Source organism: Brevundimonas naejangsanensis DSM 23858 (genome assembly GCF_000421705.1).
Taxonomy (GTDB): Bacteria; Pseudomonadota; Alphaproteobacteria; order Caulobacterales; family Caulobacteraceae; genus Brevundimonas; species Brevundimonas naejangsanensis.
On sequence record NZ_ATXN01000005.1, the window covers coordinates 189,375 to 211,950 of the forward strand.

A 22,576-nucleotide genomic window follows, 5' to 3' on the forward strand; every position below is an offset into this window, starting at 1 on the left:
GGATCGAGGGTAGCGGCGTGCTCAGCTTTGCTACAGCCGCGCAGGTGGACGATCCGATCCTCGGGTCAAGCCCGAGGATGACGGCGCAGTTTGTTCTCGGTCGTTCGTTCTGGCGCAGTTCCTTGTCAGGCGTCGACCAGATTGCGCTCTTCAGCGGCGGCGCGCATGGCCTTCTGGAGTTTCTCGAAGGCGCGGACTTCGATCTGGCGGACGCGCTCGCGGCTGACGCCGTACTGGCCGGCCAATTCCTCAAGCGTGACGGGATCGTCCTTGAGGCGGCGCTCGGTCAGGATGTGTTTCTCGCGGTCGGTCAGTTCCTGCATGGCTTCTTCGAGCAGGCCCATGCGGATGGACTTTTCCTCGCTCTCGGCCAGTTCGGTTTCCTGACTGACGGCGTTGTCGTCGGCCAGCCAGTCCTGCCACTCGCTTTCGCCGTCCGAACGCAGGGGCGCGTTCAGCGAGGCGTCGCCGCCCAGACGGCGGTTCATGTCGATGACGTCCTGATGCGTTACGCCCAGCTTGGTGGCGATGTGTTCGACATGATCGGGGTGCAGGTCGCCTTCCTCGAAGGCCGAGATCTGGCTCTTGGCCTTGCGCAGGTTGAAGAACAGCTTCTTCTGCGCCGCCGTGGTGCCCATCTTCACGAGCGACCAGGAGCGCAGGATGTATTCCTGAATGGACGCGCGAATCCACCACATGGCGTAGGTCGCCAGGCGGAAGCCCTTGTCGGGATCGAATTTCTTTACCGCCTGCATCAGGCCGACGTTGCCCTCGGAGATCACCTCGCCGATCGGCAGGCCGTAGCCGCGATAACCCATGGCGATCTTGGCCACGAGGCGCAGGTGGGAGGTCACGAGACGGTGGGCGGCCTCGGTATCCTGGTGTTCGCTCCACCGCTTGGCGAGCATGAACTCCTCGTCCTTGGTGAGCATGGGAAACTTACGGATTTCCGTAAGATAACGGGACAGTCCCTGTTCAGGCGACATCACCGTCAGCGTTTTATTGGCCATATGGTCCCTCCGGCTTCACGAGCTGGCGCTACGGCTCCGACCACATGACGTGCATCATCACCTCGCCCCTCAACTGACAAGATGGGAATCCGTTGCCCGAAACGAAAGGGGCGGATTGTCCCAATTGAACGGCGATGCTGTGTCGCCGCCCGCCTCTATCTAGCACAGATATTGTTGCGAATAAAGCGGCCGCGTTTTTAGAGGTCCGCCAGCAGCGCTTCCAGCCGCTTCATGTCTTCGGGCGGGGCCGTCTCGAAACGCAGGGGCTGGCCGGTGACGGGGTGGACGAAGCCGAGGATTGCGGCGTGCAGGGCCTGGCGTTTCAGCCCGGCTTCGGCGATCGCGGCGCGCACGGGGGCGGCGGGGCTGCCTGAGCCATAGACGGGATCGCCGAGCAGGGGCGAGCCCCTGGACGCCATGTGAACGCGGATCTGGTGGGTGCGGCCGGTCTGCAGGGTGCAGGCGACGCGGGCGGCCAGCGGGGCGTTGGAGGCCTTGGCCGGGCGGCCGAACGTCTGCTGGACGACATAGTCGGTGATGGCCTCTCGCCCGCCGGATTTCAGCACCGCCATCTTCTTGCGGTCGCCGCTGGAGCGACCGATCTGGGTCTGGATGCGGCCCTTCTCGGGCGAGGGCGCGCCGCGCGTCAGGGCGACATAGGTCCGCTCGATATCGTGGGCGGCGAAAAGCGCGGCCAGCCCCGCGTGGGCGTGGTCCGACTTGGCGGCGACCATGACGCCGGAGGTGTCCTTGTCCAGCCGATGGACGATGCCGGGACGGTCGGGGTCGCCAAGGGCCGACAGGGTTGCGCAGTGGTGCAGCAGGGCGTGGACCAGGGTGCCGGTTTCGCAGCCGGGGGCGGGATGGACCGCCATGCCCGGCGCCTTGTCGATGACGATCAGGTCGTCGTCCTCGAACAGGATGGTCAGCGGCAGGGCTTCGGCGCGCAGTTCGACCGGAGCTGCGGGCGGCAAGATGATCTCATAGTCGCCGGGCGCGGGCTTGGCCTTGGCCGCCACCACGGCGCCGTTCAGGGATATGGCGCCTGCCTCCAGCAGCGCCTGGATGCGGGCGCGTGACAGTTCGGGCAGGGCGTCGGCCAGGGCGCGGTCCAGCCGCGCGGCGCCGGGAGCGACCTGAGCGTGGAGGACCGTCAGGTCGGATTTGTCGTCGGGCGCGGGCAGGATGTCGGTCACAACGTCCGTTTAGCACGGCTGGCGGACGCCATGAAAAAAAGGCGGCCCGCCGGGACCGCCCTTCAATCGTTTCAGCGAGGCTCAGGCCCGCTTTTGCGTCGATCAGCCGATGCGCGGGTCCAGTTCGCCGGCGGCGTAGCGCTTGGCCATCTGGGCGGTGGACAGCGGCTGGATCTTGGACGCCATGCCTTCGCAGCCGAACTGTTGGTAGCGCTCCATGCACAGCTTGCGCATGGCTTCCTTGGCGGGCTTCAGATACGCGCGAGGGTCGAACTCGCTCGGCTTTTCAGCCAGCACCTTACGGATGGCGCCGGTCATGGCCATGCGGTTGTCGGTGTCGATGTTGATCTTGCGCACGCCGTGCTTGATGCCGCGCTGGATTTCCTCAACCGGCACGCCCCAGGTCTGAGGCATCTGGCCGCCGTACTGGTTGATGATGTCCTGCAGGTCCTGCGGCACCGACGAGGAGCCGTGCATCACCAGGTGGGTGTTGGGCAGGCGCTTGTGGATCTCTTCGATCACGTTCATGGCCAGGACTTCGCCGTCCGGCTGGCGCGTGAACTTATAGGCGCCGTGCGAAGTGCCCATGGCGATCGCCAGAGCGTCGACCTTGGTGGCCTTGACGAAATCGACGGCCTGATCCGGGTCCGTCAGCAGGGCCGAGTGGTCCAGCTTGCCCTCAAAGCCATGGCCGTCTTCGGCCTCGCCCATGCCGGTTTCCAGCGAGCCGAGAACGCCCAGTTCGCCCTCGACCGAGACGCCGCACGAGTGGGCCATTTCGGTGACGCGACGGGTGACGTCGACGTTGTACTCGTAAGAGGCGGGGGTCTTGGCGTCTTCTTCCAGCGAGCCGTCCATCATCACCGAGGTGAAGCCGTACTGGATGGCGGTGGCGCAGGTGGCCGGGCCGTTGCCGTGGTCCTGGTGCATACAGACCGGGATGTGCGGATACAGTTCGACCAGGGCGTCGATCAGGCGGGCCAGAACGACGTCGTTGGCGTAGGAGCGGGCGCCGCGCGAGGCCTGGATGATGACCGGGGCGTTGACGGCGTCGGCGGCCTCCATGATGGCCAGGCCCTGCTCCATGTTGTTGATGTTGTAGGCGGGCAGGCCGTAGTCGTGCTCCGCCGCGTGGTCAAGCAGTTGTCGCAGCGTAATGCGCGCCATGGATAGTCTCCTGAACCGATTATGATTATGATTTTGCCCGACGTCTTAGCCGTTCGGGTGGGGGAAGTCACGCCGGGTTACAGCGCCGCGGTGTAGTGGACTTTGTGCGTTGAAGCCCTATGGAGGTCCGACGTGTGAACAGCGTCAGACTAGGGAGCGGCGATGAGCCAGAACGACGATGCGCTGGATGAAGACGGCGGTGGTTTCGATGTCGACGACCGGTCGCGGCTGACGCCTTTCGCCGGGGCAGTGGCGACGTTGGACGATGTTCAGGCGGGCAAGGCCGTCTTCGCTCTCGGCGACACCGAAGAGGCGCGCGTCATCGATATGGAGCTGCCTCAGCCCGTCATCTGGTGGGAGGAGGACGGCGAGCAGGCGGCCGTGATCGTGCAGGCCGAGGCCCATGTCGGGCCCGACGGCGAACTGATGGAAGTGCTGGGCCTGATCCTGCCCGACGGCGGCGGGGCGGTGGCCCTGCTGGACGATGTCGATCTGGTGGACGACACCGATCCGACGTGGCGCGATCTGGTCGCGCGCGCCGTCGACATGGACGGCGAAGACTAAGTTTCGAGCGTCAGGGGCGAGAGCTGCGGGCGGCCCTCGCCTTGACGTTTTTAAGCGGCGCGCAGGGCCTCGACGCCCGGCAGCACCTTGCCTTCCATCCACTCCAGGAAGGCGCCGCCCGCAGTGGAGACGAAGGTCATGTCATCGGCCGTGCCCGCGTGGTTCAGGGCCGCGACCGTGTCGCCGCCGCCGGCCACGGCGACCAGCTTGGCGGCCTTGGCCAGTTCGGCTGCGTGTTTGGCGGCCTCGACCGTGGCCTTGTCGAAGGGCGGAACCTCGAACACGCCCAGCGGGCCGTTCCAGATCAGGGTCTTGGACAGGTCCATCGCGCGGTTCAGGCGGGCGACGGTTTCCGGCCCGGCGTCCAGGATCAGGTCGTCGGCGGCGATGCGGTCCAGAGCGCGCACGCCCGACTCGATGCCCGGCTTGACACCCTTGGCCACCACCACATCGACCGGCAGCAGGAGTTCGCAGCCCTGACGACGGGCTTCTTCGATGATCTCGCGGGCGGTGTCGGCCAGATCCTTTTCGCACAGCGAGCCGCCGACATCGACGCCCTGGGCGAACAGGAAGGTGTTGGCCATGCCGCCGCCGATGGCCAGATAGTCCAGCTTGGCGACCAGGTTCTTCAGCAGGTCCAGCTTGGTCGAGACCTTGGCCCCGCCGACGATGCCGATGACCGGCTTCTGCGGCTTGCCCAGCGCTGCATCCAGCGCCTCAAGCTCGCGCGCCATGGCGCAACCGGCATAGGCGGGCAGCAGGCGGGCCAACCCTTCCGTCGAGGCGTGGGCGCGGTGCGCGGCCGAGAAGGCGTCATTGACGTAGAGGTCGCCGAGCTCCGCCAGCTGTTGGGCGAAGGCCGGGTCGTTCTTTTCCTCGCCCTTGTGGAAGCGGACGTTCTCCAGCAGCAGCACGCCGCCGGCGTCCAGATCGGCCACGGCGGCCTTGGCCTCATCGCCCACGCAGTCGTCGGCGAAGCGCACGGGGCCGTGCAGCAGCATCTCCAGCGGCTCGACCACGGGCTTCAGGCTCATCGACGGCACGCGCTCGCCCTTGGGCCGATCAAAGTGGGCCAGCAGCACCACCTTGGCGCCCGCCTCACGCAAACGGTGGATGGTCGGCAGGGCGGCCTTCAGTCGGGTGTCGTCGGTGACGTTCCCGTCCTCCATCGGCACGTTGAAATCCACGCGGACCAGGGCGGTCTGGCCGGACAGGTCAGCGGCGTCGTCGAGGGTGCGGAAGGTCATGGCTTGAAGGGGCCCTTGTTGGGAGAGAGGCAGATCAGTGAAGCAGCACTGTCAGCGCGTAAAGTAGCGGCCAGAGGATGGGCCCCAAGGTCAGGGACGCGGCGCTGCCAACAATCAATATCCAGTAGGCTCTGCCGCGATGGTGGCTCGCGCACCAGATGACGCCAGCCAGCCAAAGAATGAAAGCAAGAGCCAGAATGGGCGGCGAAAAAATCTCGCCGCCCATCATGAGTAGAAATCCAAGGAGCGTGCCTGCTGCCCAAAGCGCAACAGTGCACGTCCACTTGATCATCAGAGGAACTTCGCCATCACCAGGGCGGTGTCGGCCATGCGGGTCGCGAAGCCCCACTCGTTGTCGTACCAGGTCAGGACGCGGGCCAGCTTGCCGTCGACGACCTGGGTCTGCGGCAGGGCGGCGGTCGAGGAGGCGGCGACGTGGTTCAGGTCGATCGACACCAGCGGGTCGGTCGTCGTGGCCAGGACGCCGCTCATCGGGCCGTTTGCGGCGGCCAGCAGGGCGGCGTTGATTTCCTCGACGGTGACTTCGCGACCGGCGACGACCTTCAGGTCCACGACCGAGACGTTCGGGGTCGGGACGCGGATCGACGAGCCGTCCAGCTTGCCCTTCAGTTCCGGCAGGACCAGGCCCAGGGCCTTGGCGGCGCCGGTCGAGGTCGGGATCATGGACAGGGCGGCGGCGCGGCCGCGGTACAGATCCTTGTGCATCGTATCCAGCGTCGGCTGGTCGCCGGTGTAGGCGTGGATGGTGGTCATGTAGCCACGCTCGATGCCGAACAGGTCGTGCAGCACCTTGGCCACCGGGGCCAGGGCGTTGGTCGTGCACGAGCCGTTGGAGACGACGATGTCGTCGGCCGTCAGGGTCTCATGGTTGACCTTGAATACGATGGTCTTGTCGGCGTTGTCGGCCGGGGCCGAGACCAGCACGCGCTTGGCGCCCGCCTTCAGGTGGGCCGAGGCCTTGTCCTTCGACGTGAAGATGCCCGTGCATTCCAGGGCGATGTCGACCTTCAACTCGGCGTGCGGCAGGTTGGCGGGGTCGCGCTCGGCCGTGACCTTGATCTTGCCCGTGCCGACGTCGATCCAGTCCTCGCCGGTCGTGACCGTGCCGGGGAAGCGGCCGTGCACGGAGTCATAGCGGAACAGGTGGGCATTGGTCTCGACCGGACCCAGGTCGTTGATCGCCACGACCTCGATGTCCTTGCGGCCGTGCTCGACGATCGAGCGAAGGACGAGGCGGCCGATGCGGCCGAAGCCGTTGATGGCGACGCGAACGGTCATGGGGAGCAGTCTCCTGAACAAGGGGCGATTATGATGGGCGCCTTAGTGGGACGGAGAGCGCCCGGTTGCAACCCCGTCGCCGTAACAAGGTATGATCGGGTGTAACCGTCCGGATACGGTCAGCCTGCCTCAGCAGCAGCGGAAGCCGCCGCCCTCGCCGAACCGCCGCGCTTCATGCAGACGAAAGAAGGCGGTGCGATCCAGCGGCGCCTGATCCGGGTGGGTCGCCTTCGCATGGGCGACATAGGCGTCATAGTCCGGCTGGCCGATCATCAGCCCGGCGGTGCGGCGGGCGTCCTTGCCCCACCGCACCAGCGTATCCCGGCAGGCGCAGAGCAGGTCCGCGCCGCCGGTTGATGCCGAGGATGGCGACGACCTAAGCACGGGCGATGTCCATGGCCTCGTCGGCCAGGGTCAGCTCATGCGCGGCCGGGGTCTCGACCACGGTCGGTTGCTCGGACTTCAGCGCCTTGAGGCAGGCCCCGACGCCATAGACCACGACCGTCAACACCACGAACAGGAAGCCCGCCGTCAGCGCCGAGTTGACGTAGTCGTTGACGATGACGCGGTGCATGTCGCCGATGGTCTTGGCCGGGGCCAGGATTTCTCCTGCGGTCATGGCGTCCTGATACTTCCGCGCGTGGGCCAGGAAGCCGATCTTCACGTCCGGGTGGAACAGCTTCTGCAGCCCCGCCGTGACGGTGCAGATCAGCAGCCAGACCGCCGGAACCGCCGTGGCCCAGGCGAACCTCTGCCGTTTCATCTTGAACAGGACGACCGTGCCCAGGATCAGGGCGACCGCCGCCAGCATCTGGTTGGCGATGCCGAACAGGGGCCACAGGCTGTTGATCCCGCCCAGAGGATCGACCACGCCGGTATAGAGGAAATAGCCCCACAGCCCGACCGTCAGGGCCGTGGCCACGACGTTGCCGGTCCAGGACTGGGTCTGGCGCATCTTCGGCACGGCCATGCCCAGCAGGTCCTGGATCATGAAGCGGCAGACGCGGGTGCCGGCGTCGACGGTGGTCAGGATGAACAGGGCCTCGAACAGGATGGCGAAGTGATACCAGAAGGCCATCATCGCCTTGCCGCCGATGACGCCCGACAGGATGTGGGCCATGCCGACGGCCAGGGTCGGCGCCCCGCCCGCGCGCGACAGGATGGAGTGCTCGCCCACGTCCCTGGCCAGTTGTTCCAGTTCGGCCGGGGTGATGTGGAAGCCCCACTGGGCCACGGCGGCGGCGGCCGATGCGGCGTTATCGCCGATGACGGCGACCGGGCTGTTCATGGCGAAATAGACGGCCGGGTCCAGCACGGTGGCGGCGATCAGGGCCATGATCGCCACGAAGCTTTCGCACAGCATGGCGCCATAGCCGATCAGCGGGATCTGGTTCTCGTTCTCCAGCAGCTTGGGCGTGGTGCCGGATGAGATCAGGGCGTGGAAGCCCGACACGGCCCCGCAGGCGATGGTGATGAACAGGAAGGGGAACAGGGCGCCCGAGAAGACCGGCCCGGTCCCGTCGATGAAGGGGGTGATGGCGGGCATCTGCACGTGCGGCCGCACGATCAGTATGCCGATGGCGAGGGCGACGATGGCGCCGATCTTCAGGAAGGTGGACAGATAGTCGCGCGGCGCCAGCAGCAACCACACCGGAATGACCGAGGCGATGAAGCCATAGGCCATCATGGCCAGAGCCAGAGTGGTGCCCGACAGGGTGAAGGCCGGCCCCCAGAACGGATCAGCCGCAATATGGCCGCCGCCGATGATGGCCAGGACCAGCAGCACCACGCCGATGACCGACACCTCGCCCACGCGTCCGGGCCGCAGATAGCGCGTGTACAGCCCCATGAAGATGGCGATGGGAATGGTGGCGGCGACAGTGAAGGTCCCCCACGGGCTCTCGGCCAGCGCCTTGACCACCACCAGCGCCAGCACCGCCAGGATGATGACCATGATCATCAGCACCCCGACCTGGGCGATGACGCCGGGGATCGGACCCATTTCGGTGCGGACCATGTCGCCCAGCGACCGACCGTCGCGGCGGGTCGACATGAACAGGACGATCATGTCCTGCACCGCCCCCGCCAGCACCGCGCCGACCAGAATCCATAGCACGCCGGGCAGATAACCCATCTGCGCCGCCAGCACAGGCCCGACCAGAGGGCCTGCGCCCGCGATGGCCGCGAAATGGTGGCCGAACAGGACGTTGCGGGGCGTCGGCACATAGTCGAGGCCGTCGTTGTGTCTGACGGCGGGCGTGGGCCTGCGCGCGTTCAGCCCCAGCACCTTCCCGGCCAGATAGCGGGCGTAGAAGCGGTAGGCGATGGCGTAGACGCACAGCGCCGCAACCACGATCCACACGGCGCTGATGCTCTCGCCCCGGTGCAGGGCGATGACGCCGAGGGCTACGGCCCCCAATATGGCGATGGCGCCGAAAATCAGCGCCGTCTTGAACTTGCCCATGGCGAAAGATTCCTCCGGGGCCGACTGCCTGCGGCCTTCCGCCTTTTTTGGACCTTAATCGCGCCTGGCGCCAATCGACAAAAGTCGAAGAAGCTTGGCCGCGAGCGTGGCTAGTGTCTCAACCCTCTGCCGGTGGGAGAGGGAGAGGGATCAGGGCTTAATCACTCGCAACTTGCCCGCCGCCTCGGCTGCGCGCGCACGCGCCTCGTCCGTGTCTGCGCCGCGGGCCAGAGCCACACCCATGCGGCGGCGCTCGAAGGCCTCGGGCTTGCCGAACAGGCGCAGGTCAGCGGTCGGGACCGACAGGGCTTCGGCCACGCCCTCGAACACGACGCCTTCAGCCTCCATGCCGCCGTAGATGACGGCGCTGGCGCCCGGTTCGCGCAAGGACACGTCCACTGGCAGGCCCAGGATGGCGCGGGCGTGCAGGGCGAACTCGCTCATGGTCTGGGTGGCCAGCGTCACCAGCCCGGTGTCGTGCGGGCGCGGCGACACCTCAGAGAACCAGACCTCGTCGCCCTTCACGAACAGCTCGACGCCGAACACGCCCAGACCGCCCAGAGCGTCGGTCACCTTGGCCGCAATGTCTTGCGCCGCCTTCAGCGCGGCCTCGCTCATGGCCTGCGGCTGCCAGCTTTCGACATAGTCGCCCTTCTGCTGGCGGTGGCCGATGGGGGCGCAGAAGTCGGTGCGGACCGCGCCGTCGCGCAACGACCGCACCGTCAGCAGGGTGATCTCATAGTCGAAGTCGATCTTGCCCTCGACGATGACGACGCCGCCCGCGACCCGGCCCGAGGCTTCGGCATAGGCCCAGGCGTCGGCGACGCCTTCGGGGCCTTCGACATAGGACTGGCCCTTGCCCGACGACGACATCACCGGCTTGACGAAGCAGGGGAAGCCCACGGCCTTGGCGCCCGCCGCCAGTTCCTCGGCTGAGGCGGCGAAGGCGTAGGGGCTGGTCGGCAGGCCCAGTTCTTCGGCGGCCAGACGGCGGATGCCCTCGCGGTTCATGGTCAGCTGCGTCGCCCGCGCGGTGGGGATGACGCGTGCTAAACCCGCCGCCTCGATGCCGGCCAGAACGTCGGTGGCGATGGCCTCGATCTCAGGCACGATGATGTGCGGCGCTTCGGCCAGGATGACGCCGTTCAGCACCTGGGCGTCGGTCATGGGGATGACGTGGCTGCGGTGCGCCACCTGCATGGCGGGGGCGTTGGCGTAGCGGTCGACCGCGATCACCTCGGCGCCGAGGCGTTGCAGCTCGATCGCCACCTCCTTGCCTAGTTCGCCCGAGCCCAGCAGCATGACGCGCGTGGCGTGGTCGGTAAGCGGCGTGCCGATCTTCATGGCTTTAGGCTCCGAAAAGTCGTTCAGGTTCCCGGCTCGGCCGGGACCGCATAGAGGCGGCGGAAGGCGTCCAGCGCCGCGCCGTGATAGATGCTGGCGTGGCTTTCGGCCGGGCGCGGGGTGAAGTCCCATGTGACGCCGGGCAAGGCGTGGTCGCGCAGGTTGGCGGTCAGCACATCCATCGGCGCCTGCATCATCTCGCCCTCGTCGCCCAGCGTCAGGATCAGGGTGCGCGGGTCGTTGGAGTGGTCGCGCAGATGGGCGCCGGACTGCCCGGCCAGCCTGCCGCCGTCCCACCACAGGCTGGGGCTGACGGCGACATAGGCGTCGAACATCTGCGGTTCTTTCAGGAAGGTCTCGACCACGAACAGGCCCGCCAGAGACTCCCCCATCAGCGCCGTCTCGCCACTGGCGCGCAGGCGGCCTTCGATGAAGGGCTGGACCTCTTCAGCGATGAAGCGGCGGAAGCGGTCGGAATAGCCCTGCGTCGGATAGCGGGCGATCAGTTCGGCGTCCTCGGTCGGCAGGGCCAGCTCATTGCGGCGGTCGACCGAGGCGACGCCCACGACGATCACATCGCGCGTCGTGCCGACGATGGTCCCCAACTGGGCGATGCCCGAGATGTGGTGAAAGTCCTGATCCTGTCCGCCGTCCAGCACATAGAGGACCGGATAGGTCTGGCCGCTTTCCGCATAGCCGGGCGGCAGCCAGACGTTGATCTCGCGCGTCTGGCCCATGACGGATGAGGGCAGGGCGTAGGACTGGCCGATGACGATGGGCGTCCCGGCGACGGAGGGCGCGTCCTCGACCGTTGCGGCTAGGGCGGTTGCGCCGCCCGCCATCGACAAGCCGAGGCTCAGGACGAGGGCGAGACGGCGCATGAGGTTTACAGCCGCGCCTTGGCGGCTTCGACCACGGCCTCGGCGGTGATGCCGAACTCGCGGTAGAGGATTTCGGCCGGAGCCGAGGCGCCGAAGGACGACATGCCGACGAAGCCGCCGTCCTCGCCGATGAAGCGTTCCCAGCCCTGCTTGATGGCGGCCTCGACGGCGACGCGGACGGTGCCGCGGCCGATGACGGCGTCCTGATAGGCCTTGGGCTGCTGCTCGAACAGGGCGAAGCAGGGGACCGAGACGACGCGGGTGGGCGTGCCTTCGGCCTCCAACGTCTCGGCGGCCTTCAGGGCCAGGGCGACCTCGGTGCCGGTGCCGAACAGGGTGACTTTCGCCTCGCCGTTGGCGGCCTTCAGCTCATAGGCGCCCTTGCGCGACAGGTTCTCGCCCGCGTCGGTCAGGCGCACGGCCGGGGTCTTCTGGCGCGACAGGCACATGGCGGTCGGCGTGGTCTTGTTCTGCAGGGCGACCTGCCAGCACTCCAGCGCCTCGACCGTGTCGGCGGGGCGCATGGTCAGCAGGTTCGGAATGGCGCGCAGGGCGGCCAGATGCTCGACCGGCTGGTGCGTCGGGCCGTCTTCGCCCAGGCCGATGCTGTCATGCGTCAGGACGTGGATCGCGCGCACGCCCATCAGGGCGCCCAGACGGATCGCCGGACGGCTGTAGTCCGCGAACGCCATGAAGGTGCCGCCGTAGGGGATAACCCCGCCGTGCAGCGCCAGACCGTTCATCGCGGCGGCCATGCCGAACTCGCGGATGCCGTAGTTCAGGTAGCGCCCGGCATAGTCCGGCGCGTCCATGATCTGGGTGTTCTTGACGAAGGTGTTGTTCGAGCCGGTCAGGTCGGCCGAGCCGCCGACCATTTCGGGGATGGCGGCGAACACCGTCTCCAGCGCCTCGCCCGAGGACTGGCGCGTGGCCATCGCGGGCTGATCGGCGACCAGCTGCTTCAGCTTGGCGTCCAGCGCCTCGAAGGCGCCGGTGGGCAGGTCGCCGGCCATGGCGCGGGTGAAGTCGTCGCGGTGGTCGTGGTTCAGCAGACGGGCTTCCCACGCCTTGCGGGCCTTGCCGCCCTGCTTGCCGACCTTGGCCCAGGCGGTCTTGATCCCTTCCGGCAGTTCAAACGGCTCGAACGGCCAGTTCAGCGCCTGACGGGTCGCCGCGATCTCGGTCGCGCCCAGGGCGGCGCCGTGGGTCTTGTGGCTGCCTTCCATGGTGGCGGCGCCCTTGCCGATCTTGGTCTTGCAGGCGATCAGCGTCGGCTTGTCCTGCTTGGTCGCCCAAGCCAGGGCCTTCTGGATCTGCTTGTAGTCGTGGCCGTCGATGGCCTTGACCGCCCAGCCGGAGGCCTTGAAGCGGGCCAGCTGGTCGGTGGCGTCCGAGAGCGACAGCTTGCCGTCGATGGTGATCTCATTGTCGTCCCATAGGACGCACAGCTTGTTCAGCTTCAGGCGCCCGGCCAGCGCGATCGCTTCCTGCGACACGCCTTCCATCAGGCAGCCGTCCCCGGCGACGACCCAGGTGCGGTGGTCGACCAGATCCTTGCCGAAACGCGCCGCCAGATGCCGCTCCGCCAGGGCGAAGCCGACCGAGGTGGCCAGACCCTGACCCAGCGGGCCGGTGGTCGTCTCGATCCCGGCCATGTGGCCGTATTCCGGGTGGCCGGCGGTCTTGAAGCCCCACTGGCGGAAGTTTTCCAGCTGCTCCCGCGTCGCGTCCTTATAGCCCGTCAGGTGCAGCAGGCTGTAGATCAGCATCGAGCCGTGGCCCGCCGACAGGATGAAGCGGTCGCGGTCGGCCCAGTCGGGGCGCGATGCGTCGAACTTCAGAAACTTCGAGTAAAGCACAGTGGCGACGTCGGCCATGCCCATCGGCATGCCGGGGTGGCCGCTCTTGGCTTTTTCAACCGCATCCATGGACAGCACCCGGATGGCGTCGGCCATCTGTTTGGGCGAAGGCTTGGCGAATGCAGCTTGGGCGTCGGTCACGGCGAGACCTTTCCTCAGGAACAGGATAAAGCGGGGGCGGCGCCGCTTTACCCCGGCGCGCCGGCAGGTTCTACACGGAATCTGGAAGAAAGGACCCCCATGGACGCCGTTACGGCTGCAAAGGCGCGGATTGATCGAGCGTTGGCCGATCTGGAGCGCAAGGTGCTGGAGCTGAAGGCGAGGCCCGCCTCGGCGCCGCCCATCCCCGACGACGATCTGTTCGCGCCGCGTCCCTCGAACGCGGCCGACTTGGCGCGCATCGCCGAGCTTGAAGATGTCGGTCAGGAAACAGCCCAGGCGCTGGCCCGCGCGGCCGACGCCGTGCGCGAGGTGCTGGCGCAACAAGAGGAGGCGAACTGATGGCGACGGTGACGGTAGAGGTCCACGGCCGCCCCTATGCGGTGGGCTGCGCCGACGGTCAGGAATCCCGAGTTCGCGACCTGGCGGCCCAGTTCAACGAACGGGTGCAGGGCGTGGCCGATCAGGTCGGACAGGTCGGCGACGTGCGCCTGTTCCTGATGGCGGCTCTGATGCTGGCCGACGAGCTTCAGGAGGCCAAACGTCAGGCGGCGGTCCAGAACTCTGGCCGCGCCAAGGCGGCTGCTGCGGCCGCCGTGACGCCGGCCCCGGTCAGCGAAGGCGTGGCCGAGGCTCTGAACGCCGTGGCCGCAAGGATCGAGAAGATCACACAGACGATATAGGGGCTCGGTCTCTCCCTCCCCTTCATGGGGAGGGTGGTCGCGCAGCGACGGCATTGGGTAGCAAACACACCTAAGCGGCGATCCGGCGTTGATCCGGGAGTCTGGCAGTCTTATCGACGGCCTTATGGACGAAAATGCTAAGCTGGCAATCCGGCTTTCAAGGATCTACGCGCGGCTTCTCGGCGAACGGGAGCGCCTAGTAGCGCCACCCAAGTATGTGACCCGCCTGATCCCGGAGCGTGAAGCCTACGAGGCTGCGCAGCCTCAACGTCAGGCACGGATCGCCGAGATCGACGAGGCGTTGCCACACGTCGCCTATGTCATTCAGCTTCTCGACCCAGCGCACGATATTTCAGGCGTCAAGCCGGTGCGCCCGAAGGTTCCTAACCGGGCCGACATGCCGAACGGCATATCGGGCACCGCAATGGACATCGTGCGAGAGATCGATGGCCCCCTCGCAGTGAGCGAGATCGTCGACATCATGGGTGAGCGATTTGGTCTCGACCTATCGTCGCCCCATGTCCATCGGTGAGGTGTTGTAGAACGACAGGCCGGCGGCGCGCTTCAGGAAGGCGTCGGGGTTCAAGCCATCGGCCTTGCGCTTGGCGTCCTCGGCCAGGACCGCCGCCTTTGTTGGCTCCAGCACGCAGTCCAGCCGCCGCAGCACCGTGAACGGCAGGATCACCTTGCCGTAGTCCGACTGCTTGTAGTCGCCCCGCAGTAGGTCCGCGACAGACCAGATGAAGGCCGACAGAGACTGGTGGTTCATACGCTACTCCCCCTCGCGAGGAGGGATAGCAGCCGAAAGCAGCGCTGGGCAAACCAAGCGTGGCCTCCCGGTCGCCCATCCCGTATGATCAACCAGCCTCAGCCACGGAGACGCCAGTTGTCATTCACCTTGAGTTGACCGGTGCAAAGGGTGGCGAAAGCCTTGAAGTCGAGACCGCCGCCGAGGCGCTCAAGGAAGCCGAAAGCAGGATTGGCCGCGTGCCGAAGCTGATCATCAAGGATGACAGGGGCGTTCGGCTTTCAACAGAGGACCTCTATCAGATCGTCTATCCTATGGATGACGACGAAGACGCGTAGAAGCCTACGTCGACGGGCTAGCCAGCATGGTTTTCAGAACCGCCGGAGCGTCAGCCCCGAGGGCTGCAACCCGCCCGTTACGGAAACCGGTGAACCGGCCTTGGCTGTTCGGCGCCGGCGCGATCTGAAACATGTCGCGGCCCCGCATGATGATCAGGGGATAGTTTGATCGTCTCCTCATTCTACGACCTCCCAAAGTTGGGTCATGCCCTCCGTGCCGACCGGCCGCAGAACGTCCCGGCCCCGCTGCGTTCGCAGGCAGGCGCGGACACGCTTAAGCATGAGGTTGAAAAGTTCGCGGTCCTCGACCGGCAGCGCCCGTCTAACCATCAGGTGCTCGGTGAGTTCGCGCGGGGTGAGCGGATCGGGGCTCTCGCGCAGGGTGTCCAGGATGATCCCGGTGACCTCGCCCTGCGCCGCCGGCTCGCGCACCGGCATATGCTTGGCCCGTATCCGGCCGATGTCGATGGTGGGATCGAAGATGCGTATCGCGCCCTCGATATGGGCGAGGTCCGCCGTCAGCCGCTGCACCTCGGTCTTGGCGCGCCCGATCAGTCCAGCGACCTCGGCGTATTTCCGTGTCAGCGCATGAAGCGCCTGTGCGTGCTCCGTCCCCGGCGGAACGACGCTCTCTTGGTTTGGCATATCTCCTACCTGCTGGGCCACCGGCTCAAGGGCGAGCGGCGTTCACAGGTGGATTCTACATAACCAACGGAAAACGCAAAGAAACTCTAGGTGTGTTTGCTACCCAATGCCGCGCAGCGACCGGGTGGGGAGAGGGCCTGATGATCAGGAGCTGGCGCTTGAATGGCCATGCCGCCCCCACCCGACCTCGGCCTTACGGCCTCAGCCACCCTCCCCATAAAGGGGAGGGAGAGGGATGTTCGCCATTGTTGAAATCGGTCTGAACGCCTATCTTGCTTGATGGCGGGTCCTGCTGCGGCTCACGTCGAAGACAACATATCCTTCTGACCTTAATTCACTCATAGGGATCTGTCCCTGTCCGGGCTCGAGGGCCTGGGCATACGGAGCCCACCTGGCTACCCAGGTCGAGAGGATTTAAACGTTCTTCACGGCTCACGCGGCGCCGCCAACCTGTTTTTTTAGTGCGCTACGCTCGGCCCGCGGGGCCTCGCTGCTTGAGCGTGTTCTGTGCGCTAACGCTCGCCGCGCGGCGGCTCGCTGATTGAGCGCGTTTGTGCGCGCATTTCTTCTCCTGCCTCTTCGCCTGCCGTCATCCTCGGGCTTGACCCGAGGATCGGGTTGGGCGACCGCTCGGCTTGTCCGGCCTAGAGCGCGCGGGCGGGCTCGATCCTCCAGGCAAGTCCGAGGATGACGGCGGAAGGTGAAGCGTGATGACCTCCAAACACGAACTCCGCGCCTCCATGCGCGCCCTGCGCAAGCGTCTGGCCGAGGCTGACCCAGAGGCCGCCGAGCGCGCTGCGGGCCATGCCGACGCCCTGCCGTCCGGCGAAACGGTCGCCCTGTATCGCGCCATGGGATCAGAGCTGGATACCGACGCCCTCGCCAATGTCCTGCATCAGTCGGGGCGCCGCCTGTGCCTGCCGGTGGTGCTGGAGCGCGACGCGGCCATGATCTTCCGCGCCTGGACCCCGGGCGAGCCGCTGGAGCTGGACGCCGCCGGATGCCCGGCGCCCCTGCCGCTGGGCGAGGTGGTGACGCCGGACCTCATCCTGACGCCCCTGCTGGCCTTCGACGGTCACGGCGGCCGGTTGGGGCAGGGCGGCGGCTACTACGACCGGACCTTCGCAGTTTTGCCAGACGCCCGGCGGATCGGCTTCGCCTATGCCGGACAGCAGGTCGAGCCGCTTGATCTGGAGCCGCACGATATCCGCCTGCATGGCGTTTTGACCGAGACCGGCTATAGAGCGGTCCCATGAGATTGGCGTTTTTCGGTGATGTGGTCGGCAAGTCCGGGCGCGATGGGCTTTCGGATCATCTTCCGGGACTGAGGCGCGACCTCAAGCTCGACTTCGTGGTGGTCAATGCCGAGAACGCGGCGGGCGGTTTCGGCATCACCGAGAACACGGCGAACGACATCTTCAACGCCGGGGCCGATGTCCTGACGCTGGGCAACCACAGCTGGGATCAGCGCGAGGCCCTGACCTATATCGTGCGCGAGCCGCGCCTGATCCGCCCGGCCAACTATCCGCGTCTGATGGACGCGCCGGGGCGCGGCGCCGACGTCTTCGTCACGCCGGACGGCCGCCGCGTGCTGGTCATCAACGTGCTGGGCCGCGTCCACATGGACCCGATGGACGACCCGTTCAGCGCCGTCGAGCGCGAGCTTGAGGCTGCGCCTCTGGGCGTCGTCGCCGACGCCGTCATCGTCGACATGCACGCCGAGGCGACCAGCGAGAAGATGGGCATGGGCCACTTCTGCGATGGCCGCGCCAGCCTTGTAGTCGGCACCCACACTCACGTCCCGACTGCTGACGCGCAGATCCTGCCCGGCGGCACTGCCTATCAGACCGACGCGGGCGGCTGCTGCGACTACGACTCCGTCATCGGCAACGACAAGGAAGAGCCGCTGCGGCGCTTCACCACCCGGCTGTCGGGCGGGCGCTACACCCCCGCCAGCGGCCCGGCCACCATCTGCGGCGTCTTCGTCGAGACCGACGACCGCACCGGCCTCGCCAAGCGGGTCGAGCCGATCCGCGTCGGCGGCCGCCTCAGCCAGGCGATTCCTCAGGCCTGACGGTTACAAGCGCTTGGCCTGAACCAGGCGCTCGCGCAGGCTGTGCAACTGGGCGGCGCGATGTTCGGGGGTGTGGGTCGCGCTCACATAGGCTTGCGCCGCGAGAGCCAGACTGAGGCGACGCGCGGGATCGGCGATCAGATCGTCGATCGCACGGTTCAGGCCGCTGGGCGTCAGATCATCGACATAGACGGCGTGCGGGCCGCTGGCTTCGCGCAGACCACCGCGCCCGGATGAGATCAGCGTCGCGCCCGCCGCATGGGCCTCCAGCGCGGTCAGGCCCAGAGGCTCGGCCCAGACCGAGGGCGTCAGGGCGATGGCCGCCCGCTGCATCTCGGCGCGCACCTGCGCCAGCGGCGCCGAATTCAGCACACGCACCCGCTCGCCGAACCGCTCCAGCGGCGCAATGTGAGGCGCGGCCCACGCTGCGTGTCTGTCCCAGTCGTTCAGCATCAGCACGGCGCGCCAGCCGGGATGGCGCTCCAGTACGGCGGGCAGGGCGGCGCAGATCAGATCCACGCCCTTTTCCGGCATGGCGCGACCGGCGAAGGCGATCACCGGCTCGCGCTGGTCTGTCGGGCCGCGCCACAGCTCCACGTCGATCGGGTTGGGCACAGCGAAGGCCTTGGCTTCCAGTCGGGCGAAGTCCTTCAGGAAATCACGCCGCGCCGCCTCACTGACGAAGATCAGGCCGTCCATCCGGTCATAGCGCCGCTCATAGCGCCATCGGTCGATGAGATGGCGCGGCGGCTTCACCGCATTGTGGCGATACAGGGTGATGGCCGCGTTCGGGAAATGCGGGGCCAGCGCCACGGCCTGCTGCGTCTGCTGATGGAATTCGATGACGTCGGGGCGATAGTCGGTCAGCGCCTGACGCAGGGCCTTCAGCCGGTTCGCGGCGGGCAGGGTCTGCACCGGCAGGCCGCCGTGATCCTGAGCGCCTTCGCAGCAGAAGATGCGGACCTCGCCGCTGTCCGCCTGCGCCAGGGTGCGCGCCACCGTCTCCATCGAGTTCGGCTGATGCAGGTCGAAGTGCGCGCCGACAGGCATGACGACGGCGGTTCTCATGCCTGTGCGTTTCCGGTCAGTCGGGGGTTCAGTTGGCGTCTTTGGCGGCGGCGCGGGCTTCCAGCGCGCGCAGGCTGGCTTCTTCGGCCTTCAGGTCTTCGGTCAGTTGGGCCTTGAGCGCCGGATCGGCGATGGCGGCCAAGGCGGCGCGCGTCTCCTGCACCGCCTGGCGTCGTGCGGCGATCAGGCGCGACAGTTCGTCCGCCTCGTGCAGGGCCGGGCCGGAGGCGGTCGGGCGACGGATCGCCTGCGCCTCCTCTTCTTCGGTGGTCTTCAGCGCGGCGGCCTGCCGGGCGGCCGCCGCGTCGCGCAGGGCATGCTGGACCGGATCGCCGCCCTCGAACTCGCAGGCCGACAGCAGGGCGGCGCCCGCAACGACGAGGATGAGGGCGCCGCTGCGCATCAGCCTTCGATCCAGTTGGGCATCCAGCCTTCATGGAACTCCCGCACATGGGCGACGGGGATGCGGAACAGCTCGCCCTTCGGACCCGAAGAGGCGAAGTCCGTTCCCTTGACCTGACCGACGAGCGAGGCGTGCAGCCCGGCTTCCTGGGCCTTGGCGATCAGGGCGTCGGCGTCCGACACGGCGACCAGATAGCGGGCCTGATCCTCGCCGAACAGGAAGGCGTGAGCGTGGGCGGCGCTGGAGGCGTTCAGCTCAATGCCGACGTCCGAGGCCAGGGCGATGTCCGCCGCCGCCCCGACCAGACCGCCGTCCGACAGGTCGTGAACGACCGTCAGTTCGCCCGCCTCGATCAGGCCGCGTACGAAGTCGCCGGTCTTGCGCTCCAGCTTCAGGTCGACCGGCGGCGGGGCGCCGTCCTCGCGGCCCAGAACCTCGCGCAGATAGATGGAGGCGCCCAGTTCGCCGTTGGTCTGGCCGATCAGCACCAGTTGGTCGCCCTCGGCCGCGCCGCCGAAGCCGGTGGTCACGTCGTAGTTGGTCAGCAGGCCGACCGCGCCGACGGTGGGCGTCGGCGGAATGGCGACGCCGTTGGTCTCGTTATAGAGGCTGACGTTGCCGCTCACGACGGGGAAGTCCAGCTCGCGGCAGGCCTCGGCCATGCCGTCGGTGGCGCGCACGATCTGGCCCATGATCTCGGGGCGCTGCGGGTTGCCGAAGTTCAGGTTGTCGGTGATGGCGATGGGACGCGAGCCCACGGCGGTCAGGTTACGCCAGGCCTCGGCCACGGCCTGCTTGCCGCCTTCATAGGGGTCGGCCTGGACATAGCGGGGGGTGCAGTCGCTGGTGACGGCCAGACCCTTTTCCGTGCCGTGGACGCGGATCACGCCCGCGTCGGCGCCGGTCGAGGAATCCTGCAGCGTGTCGGCCATGACGTGGCGGTCGTACTGCTCCCAGATCCAGCGCTTGGACGCCATGTCGGGGCAGGCGACGACCTTCAGCACGGCGTCGTTCCAGCTCTCGGGGGCCGGAACTTCAGATGGATCGAGACGCGGTTGCAGCTCGGGCTGGACCCACGGACGGTCATACAGCGGCGCGTCGTCGAACAGCGGGGCCAGCGGCACGTCACAGACGACCTCGCCGTGATGCTTCAGCACCAGGTGGCCCGTGTTCGTGGTCTGGCCGATGACGGCGAAGTCCAGACCCCACTTCTGGAAGATGCGATAGCCGACGTCCTCGAAGCCCGGCTTCAGGACGGCCAGCATCCGCTCCTGGCTTTCCGACAGCATCATCTCATAGGCGGTCATGCCGGTTTCGCGCTGGGGCACCTTGTCCAGATCCAGCTCGACGCCGACGCCGCCCTTGCCCGCCATCTCGACGGAGGAGGAGGTCAGGCCCGCCGCGCCCATGTCCTGAATGGCGGCCACGGCGCCCGAGGCCATCAGCTCCAGCGTGGCTTCGATCAGCAGCTTTTCGGCGAAGGGGTCGCCGACCTGAACCGTGGGGCGCTTGGCGTCCGACTCGTCGTCGAACTCGGCCGAGGACATGGTGGCGCCGTGGATGCCGTCGCGGCCGGTCTTAGAGCCGAAATAGACCACGTCGTGGCCCGCTTCCGGCGCGGCCGAATAGTAGATCTCGTCGGCGCGGGCCAGGCCCACGCACATGGCGTTGACCAGGATGTTGCCGTTGTAGCCCTTGTGAAAGTTGGTCTCGCCCGCGACCGTCGGCACGCCGACGCAGTTGCCGTAGCCGCCGATGCCCGAGACCACGCCCTTGACCAGATGCTTCGACTTTTCATGCGACGGATCGCCGAAGCGCAGGGCGTTCAGCAGGGCCACCGGGCGCGCGCCCATGGTGAAGACGTCGCGCATGATGCCGCCCACGCCCGTCGCCGCGCCCTGATAGGGCTCGATGTAGGAGGGGTGGTTGTGGCTCTCCATCTTGAAGATGCAGGCGTCGCCGTCATCGATGTCGATCACGCCCGCGTTCTCGCCGGGGCCGCAGATGACGCGCTCGCCCGTGACGGGGAACTTCATCAGCTGGTTCTTGGACGACTTGTAGGAGCAGTGCTCGGACCACATGACCGAGAACACGCCCAACTCGACCTGGTTGGGCTCGCGGCCCAGCCGGTCCAGCAGGACCTGATATTCATTGGGGGCGAGGCCGTACTCTTCGGCCAGTTGGGCGATGGTTTTCTGGGGCGCGCTCATGGGCGGGCCTTCTAGCCCTCTCCGAGGCGTCTGTCAGCCCGTCACCGGCGTTCGACGCCGCGTCTCAAACCGAAGACGATGATGACCCCCGCCACCACCAGCGCGAACGCCGCCGCCAGGGCCGTAAAGGCCAGCACCGGCTTGACCTCCTGCTCGGCCACAAAGGCCCCGACCAGACCCCAGGCGATCGGCAGAGGATAGGCCAGTGTCCGCAGCGCCCAGGTCACGCCGATCCCGACAAGGGTGGTGACGACCACGGCCAACACGGCCCAGCCGGTCGGCGACAGGGCGGCGGGCAGGGCCTCGAACGCGGTGGCCACGGTGATCAGGTTCAGGGGCGCCGCGACGGTCAGCCACCCCGCCAGCGCCGCCAGCGGCCAGATCACGAACCACAGGTCGCGCTCCATCGCCCCGGTCGCGCGGATCGTGCGCGCGCTGGCCAACATCGGCAGCAGCAGGGCCAGGAGCGAGGCGAAGATGACGATGACGCTGGCCGCCTTCAGGTTCAGCGCCGCCATCACGATCCAGAAGCCGATGCCGAAAAACGCGACGACCGAAGGCCAGCCCATGCGGTTTATCAACACGCTCTCGCCCGTCTGGGGCAGAGCCTGACGCCCAGCGTAGATCAGCAGGCCCAGATACAGCAGGCTCCAGATCGAGAAGGCGTAACCGGCCACGCGCAGCGTCTGGTTTCCATCGGCGGCGAACTCGGCCTGGCTCAGGCCGAAACCGCCCAGCATCTGAACCAGCGGCACGACGACCGCGAAGACGGCGGCGGCCAGCACCGCCAGGCGGCGCGTCTGCTGGGCGGGGGTGGGACGTTCGATGGCGGTCATGCGTCTCTCCGGCTGAGCTTCGCCGTATCTACGCGCCGGGACCAAGAAGGTTCATCGGCCGATGGAACCGCGGCCGGGCCTCCCGCCTTGCTTTCAGGCCATTGAGAAGGAGGCCGCCATGACCGACCCGAAACAACCGGACCCTATCGAACAGACGCTCGAGGAGGAGGTCGAGACCAACCGCGCCCTGGAGCAGGGCCTGGGCGTCGGCGCTCGCGAACTGGCCGCCATCCATGAATCCGGCGCCGAGGGCACGCTGGAGCGCGTCGATGAGGACGGCGAACCGGTCGAGGAAGAGGTCGAAGTCGGCGACGCCGGCCGCAGCGCCAGCGTCCTGGATCGCAAGGACGGCTGAGGCGCTTGACCGTCGGGACGCAGGGC

24 protein-coding genes, 1 other RNA gene and 1 pseudogene are annotated in these 22,576 nt (G+C 67.2%); 9 read left to right on the forward strand and 17 right to left on the reverse strand.

Going from position 1 to position 22,576, the window contains the following annotated elements; genetic code table 11:
* Positions 1 to 125 precede the first annotated feature (125 nt).
* From rpoH to fba, 3 genes are all read right to left on the reverse strand, one after another.
* Positions 126 to 1,010: an RNA polymerase sigma factor RpoH gene (gene rpoH, locus H556_RS0112015; protein WP_024354665.1), complete on the reverse strand. Its 885-nt coding sequence runs from the start codon at positions 1,008 to 1,010 to the stop codon at positions 126 to 128.
* A 197-nt stretch (positions 1,011 to 1,207) separates the two neighbouring features.
* Complete coding sequence (locus tag H556_RS0112020) at positions 1,208 to 2,206, reverse strand: RluA family pseudouridine synthase (protein ID WP_024354666.1); 999 nt, start codon at positions 2,204 to 2,206, stop codon at positions 1,208 to 1,210.
* Positions 2,207 to 2,308: 102 nt separating this feature from the next.
* The gene (gene fba / locus H556_RS0112025; protein ID WP_024354667.1) at positions 2,309 to 3,373 is read right to left on the reverse strand and encodes a class II fructose-bisphosphate aldolase; all 1,065 of its coding nucleotides are present in this window, start codon (positions 3,371 to 3,373) and stop codon (positions 2,309 to 2,311) included.
* A gap of 162 nt (positions 3,374 to 3,535) precedes the next feature.
* On the opposite strand from fba, the gene H556_RS0112030 reads away from it, so the two are divergent.
* Entirely contained in the window at positions 3,536 to 3,937 is a 402-nt protein-coding gene (locus H556_RS0112030; protein ID WP_024354668.1) for a hypothetical protein, read from the forward strand.
* A gap of 50 nt (positions 3,938 to 3,987) precedes the next feature.
* On the opposite strand, the gene H556_RS0112035 is transcribed toward H556_RS0112030, so the two are convergent.
* From H556_RS0112035 to tkt, 8 genes are all read right to left on the reverse strand, one after another.
* Complete coding sequence (locus tag H556_RS0112035) at positions 3,988 to 5,184, reverse strand: phosphoglycerate kinase (RefSeq protein WP_024354669.1); 1,197 nt, start codon at positions 5,182 to 5,184, stop codon at positions 3,988 to 3,990.
* A gap of 34 nt (positions 5,185 to 5,218) precedes the next feature.
* Positions 5,219 to 5,476: a hypothetical protein gene (locus H556_RS0112040; protein WP_024354670.1), complete on the reverse strand. Its 258-nt coding sequence runs from the start codon at positions 5,474 to 5,476 to the stop codon at positions 5,219 to 5,221.
* Entirely contained in the window at positions 5,476 to 6,483 is a 1,008-nt protein-coding gene (gap, locus tag H556_RS0112045; protein ID WP_024354671.1) for a type I glyceraldehyde-3-phosphate dehydrogenase, read from the reverse strand. The genes H556_RS0112040 and gap overlap by 1 nt, the downstream gene beginning before the upstream one ends.
* A gap of 129 nt (positions 6,484 to 6,612) precedes the next feature.
* Positions 6,613 to 6,795, reverse strand: a complete 183-nt coding sequence (locus H556_RS0112050; protein WP_024354672.1) for a YbdD/YjiX family protein — start codon at positions 6,793 to 6,795, stop codon at positions 6,613 to 6,615.
* Positions 6,796 to 6,859: 64 nt separating this feature from the next.
* Entirely contained in the window at positions 6,860 to 8,947 is a 2,088-nt protein-coding gene (locus H556_RS0112055) for a carbon starvation CstA family protein (protein ID WP_024354673.1), read from the reverse strand.
* A gap of 150 nt (positions 8,948 to 9,097) precedes the next feature.
* Complete coding sequence (gene purT, locus H556_RS0112060; RefSeq protein ID WP_024354674.1) at positions 9,098 to 10,291, reverse strand: formate-dependent phosphoribosylglycinamide formyltransferase; 1,194 nt, start codon at positions 10,289 to 10,291, stop codon at positions 9,098 to 9,100.
* Positions 10,292 to 10,314: 23 nt separating this feature from the next.
* The gene (locus H556_RS0112065) at positions 10,315 to 11,172 is read right to left on the reverse strand and encodes an alpha/beta hydrolase (protein ID WP_024354675.1); all 858 of its coding nucleotides are present in this window, start codon (positions 11,170 to 11,172) and stop codon (positions 10,315 to 10,317) included.
* Between the two features lie 5 nt (positions 11,173 to 11,177).
* On the reverse strand, positions 11,178 to 13,127 hold the full coding sequence (gene tkt, locus H556_RS0112070) for a transketolase (RefSeq protein WP_024354676.1): 1,950 nt from the start codon (positions 13,125 to 13,127) through the stop codon (positions 11,178 to 11,180).
* A gap of 144 nt (positions 13,128 to 13,271) precedes the next feature.
* Between tkt and H556_RS0112075 the strand changes: the two genes are divergently transcribed.
* The 3 genes from H556_RS0112075 to H556_RS0112085 all read left to right on the forward strand — a co-directional run bounded on the left by H556_RS0112075 (position 13,272) and on the right by H556_RS0112085 (position 14,405).
* The gene (locus H556_RS0112075; RefSeq protein WP_024354677.1) at positions 13,272 to 13,532 is read left to right on the forward strand and encodes a hypothetical protein; all 261 of its coding nucleotides are present in this window, start codon (positions 13,272 to 13,274) and stop codon (positions 13,530 to 13,532) included.
* Positions 13,532 to 13,873, forward strand: coding sequence for a cell division protein ZapA (locus H556_RS0112080; RefSeq protein ID WP_024354678.1), 342 nt, complete (start codon positions 13,532 to 13,534; stop codon positions 13,871 to 13,873). The genes H556_RS0112075 and H556_RS0112080 overlap by 1 nt, the downstream gene beginning before the upstream one ends.
* A gap of 88 nt (positions 13,874 to 13,961) precedes the next feature.
* Positions 13,962 to 14,405, forward strand: coding sequence for a hypothetical protein (locus H556_RS0112085; RefSeq protein ID WP_024354679.1), 444 nt, complete (start codon positions 13,962 to 13,964; stop codon positions 14,403 to 14,405).
* On the opposite strand, the pseudogene H556_RS0112090 reads toward H556_RS0112085, so the two are convergent.
* Positions 14,385 to 14,642: pseudogene (locus H556_RS0112090) on the reverse strand (type I restriction-modification system subunit M N-terminal domain-containing protein); the annotation flags it as partial. The gene H556_RS0112085 and the pseudogene H556_RS0112090 sit on opposite strands and share 21 nt — an antisense overlap.
* 134 nt (positions 14,643 to 14,776) lie before the next feature.
* Here H556_RS0112090 and H556_RS0112095 point away from each other — a divergent pair.
* Positions 14,777 to 14,959, forward strand: coding sequence for a hypothetical protein (locus H556_RS0112095; RefSeq protein ID WP_024354681.1), 183 nt, complete (start codon positions 14,777 to 14,779; stop codon positions 14,957 to 14,959).
* Positions 14,960 to 15,136: 177 nt separating this feature from the next.
* Here the strand turns inward: H556_RS0112095 and H556_RS0112100 are convergent, their stop codons facing one another.
* Entirely contained in the window at positions 15,137 to 15,625 is a 489-nt protein-coding gene (locus H556_RS0112100) for a hypothetical protein (RefSeq protein WP_155802480.1), read from the reverse strand.
* Between the two features lie 265 nt (positions 15,626 to 15,890).
* Between H556_RS0112100 and ssrS the strand changes: the two genes are divergently transcribed.
* The 3 genes from ssrS to H556_RS0112110 all read left to right on the forward strand — a co-directional run bounded on the left by ssrS (position 15,891) and on the right by H556_RS0112110 (position 17,678).
* Positions 15,891 to 16,051, forward strand: a non-coding RNA gene (gene ssrS, locus H556_RS16165) — 6S RNA.
* Between the two features lie 263 nt (positions 16,052 to 16,314).
* The gene (locus tag H556_RS0112105) at positions 16,315 to 16,860 is read left to right on the forward strand and encodes a 5-formyltetrahydrofolate cyclo-ligase (protein WP_024354683.1); all 546 of its coding nucleotides are present in this window, start codon (positions 16,315 to 16,317) and stop codon (positions 16,858 to 16,860) included.
* Positions 16,857 to 17,678 carry a TIGR00282 family metallophosphoesterase gene (locus tag H556_RS0112110; RefSeq protein WP_024354684.1) on the forward strand — a complete coding sequence of 274 codons (822 nt, stop codon included), beginning with the start codon at positions 16,857 to 16,859 and terminating at the stop codon, positions 17,676 to 17,678. Before H556_RS0112105 ends, H556_RS0112110 begins: the two co-directional genes overlap by 4 nt.
* Positions 17,679 to 17,681: 3 nt before the next feature.
* Here the strand turns inward: H556_RS0112110 and H556_RS0112115 are convergent, their stop codons facing one another.
* The 4 genes from H556_RS0112115 to H556_RS0112130 are packed head-to-tail and all read right to left on the reverse strand — an operon-like array spanning position 17,682 to position 22,195.
* The gene (locus H556_RS0112115) at positions 17,682 to 18,746 is read right to left on the reverse strand and encodes a glycosyltransferase family 4 protein (RefSeq protein WP_245559479.1); all 1,065 of its coding nucleotides are present in this window, start codon (positions 18,744 to 18,746) and stop codon (positions 17,682 to 17,684) included.
* A 28-nt stretch (positions 18,747 to 18,774) separates the two neighbouring features.
* The gene (locus tag H556_RS0112120) at positions 18,775 to 19,149 is read right to left on the reverse strand and encodes a hypothetical protein (protein WP_024354686.1); all 375 of its coding nucleotides are present in this window, start codon (positions 19,147 to 19,149) and stop codon (positions 18,775 to 18,777) included.
* Positions 19,149 to 21,359: a phosphoribosylformylglycinamidine synthase subunit PurL gene (gene purL / locus H556_RS0112125; RefSeq protein WP_024354687.1), complete on the reverse strand. Its 2,211-nt coding sequence runs from the start codon at positions 21,357 to 21,359 to the stop codon at positions 19,149 to 19,151. The genes H556_RS0112120 and purL overlap by 1 nt, the downstream gene beginning before the upstream one ends.
* Before the next feature lie 41 nt (positions 21,360 to 21,400).
* A complete protein-coding gene (locus H556_RS0112130; protein ID WP_024354688.1) occupies positions 21,401 to 22,195 on the reverse strand; it encodes a hypothetical protein in 795 nt (264 codons plus the stop codon).
* Between the two features lie 118 nt (positions 22,196 to 22,313).
* On the opposite strand from H556_RS0112130, the gene H556_RS0112135 reads away from it, so the two are divergent.
* Positions 22,314 to 22,550, forward strand: a complete 237-nt coding sequence (locus tag H556_RS0112135) for a hypothetical protein (RefSeq protein WP_245559480.1) — start codon at positions 22,314 to 22,316, stop codon at positions 22,548 to 22,550.
* Positions 22,551 to 22,576 lie beyond the last annotated feature (26 nt).

What these genes read in the sequence shown, in the direction of transcription:
- rpoH (WP_024354665.1), bottom strand. Translation starts at nt 1,010, where the DNA reads ATGGCCAATAAAACGCTGACGGTGATGTCGCCTGAACAGGGACTGTCC.
- fba (WP_024354667.1), bottom strand. Translation starts at nt 3,373, where the DNA reads ATGGCGCGCATTACGCTGCGACAACTGCTTGACCACGCGGCGGAGCAC.
- H556_RS0112030 (WP_024354668.1), top strand. Translation starts at nt 3,536, where the DNA reads ATGAGCCAGAACGACGATGCGCTGGATGAAGACGGCGGTGGTTTCGAT.
- H556_RS0112035 (WP_024354669.1), bottom strand. Translation starts at nt 5,184, where the DNA reads ATGACCTTCCGCACCCTCGACGACGCCGCTGACCTGTCCGGCCAGACC.
- H556_RS0112040 (WP_024354670.1), bottom strand. Translation starts at nt 5,476, where the DNA reads ATGATCAAGTGGACGTGCACTGTTGCGCTTTGGGCAGCAGGCACGCTC.
- gap (WP_024354671.1), bottom strand. Translation starts at nt 6,483, where the DNA reads ATGACCGTTCGCGTCGCCATCAACGGCTTCGGCCGCATCGGCCGCCTC.
- H556_RS0112055 (WP_024354673.1), bottom strand. Translation starts at nt 8,947, where the DNA reads ATGGGCAAGTTCAAGACGGCGCTGATTTTCGGCGCCATCGCCATATTG.
- purT (WP_024354674.1), bottom strand. Translation starts at nt 10,291, where the DNA reads ATGAAGATCGGCACGCCGCTTACCGACCACGCCACGCGCGTCATGCTG.
- H556_RS0112065 (WP_024354675.1), bottom strand. Translation starts at nt 11,172, where the DNA reads ATGCGCCGTCTCGCCCTCGTCCTGAGCCTCGGCTTGTCGATGGCGGGC.
- tkt (WP_024354676.1), bottom strand. Translation starts at nt 13,127, where the DNA reads ATGGCCGACGCCATCCGGGTGCTGTCCATGGATGCGGTTGAAAAAGCC.
- H556_RS0112075 (WP_024354677.1), top strand. Translation starts at nt 13,272, where the DNA reads ATGGACGCCGTTACGGCTGCAAAGGCGCGGATTGATCGAGCGTTGGCC.
- H556_RS0112080 (WP_024354678.1), top strand. Translation starts at nt 13,532, where the DNA reads ATGGCGACGGTGACGGTAGAGGTCCACGGCCGCCCCTATGCGGTGGGC.
- H556_RS0112105 (WP_024354683.1), top strand. Translation starts at nt 16,315, where the DNA reads ATGACCTCCAAACACGAACTCCGCGCCTCCATGCGCGCCCTGCGCAAG.
- H556_RS0112110 (WP_024354684.1), top strand. Translation starts at nt 16,857, where the DNA reads ATGAGATTGGCGTTTTTCGGTGATGTGGTCGGCAAGTCCGGGCGCGAT.
- H556_RS0112115 (WP_245559479.1), bottom strand. Translation starts at nt 18,746, where the DNA reads ATGAGAACCGCCGTCGTCATGCCTGTCGGCGCGCACTTCGACCTGCAT.
- H556_RS0112120 (WP_024354686.1), bottom strand. Translation starts at nt 19,149, where the DNA reads ATGCGCAGCGGCGCCCTCATCCTCGTCGTTGCGGGCGCCGCCCTGCTG.
- purL (WP_024354687.1), bottom strand. Translation starts at nt 21,359, where the DNA reads ATGAGCGCGCCCCAGAAAACCATCGCCCAACTGGCCGAAGAGTACGGC.
- H556_RS0112130 (WP_024354688.1), bottom strand. Translation starts at nt 22,195, where the DNA reads ATGACCGCCATCGAACGTCCCACCCCCGCCCAGCAGACGCGCCGCCTG.
- H556_RS0112135 (WP_245559480.1), top strand. Translation starts at nt 22,314, where the DNA reads ATGACCGACCCGAAACAACCGGACCCTATCGAACAGACGCTCGAGGAG.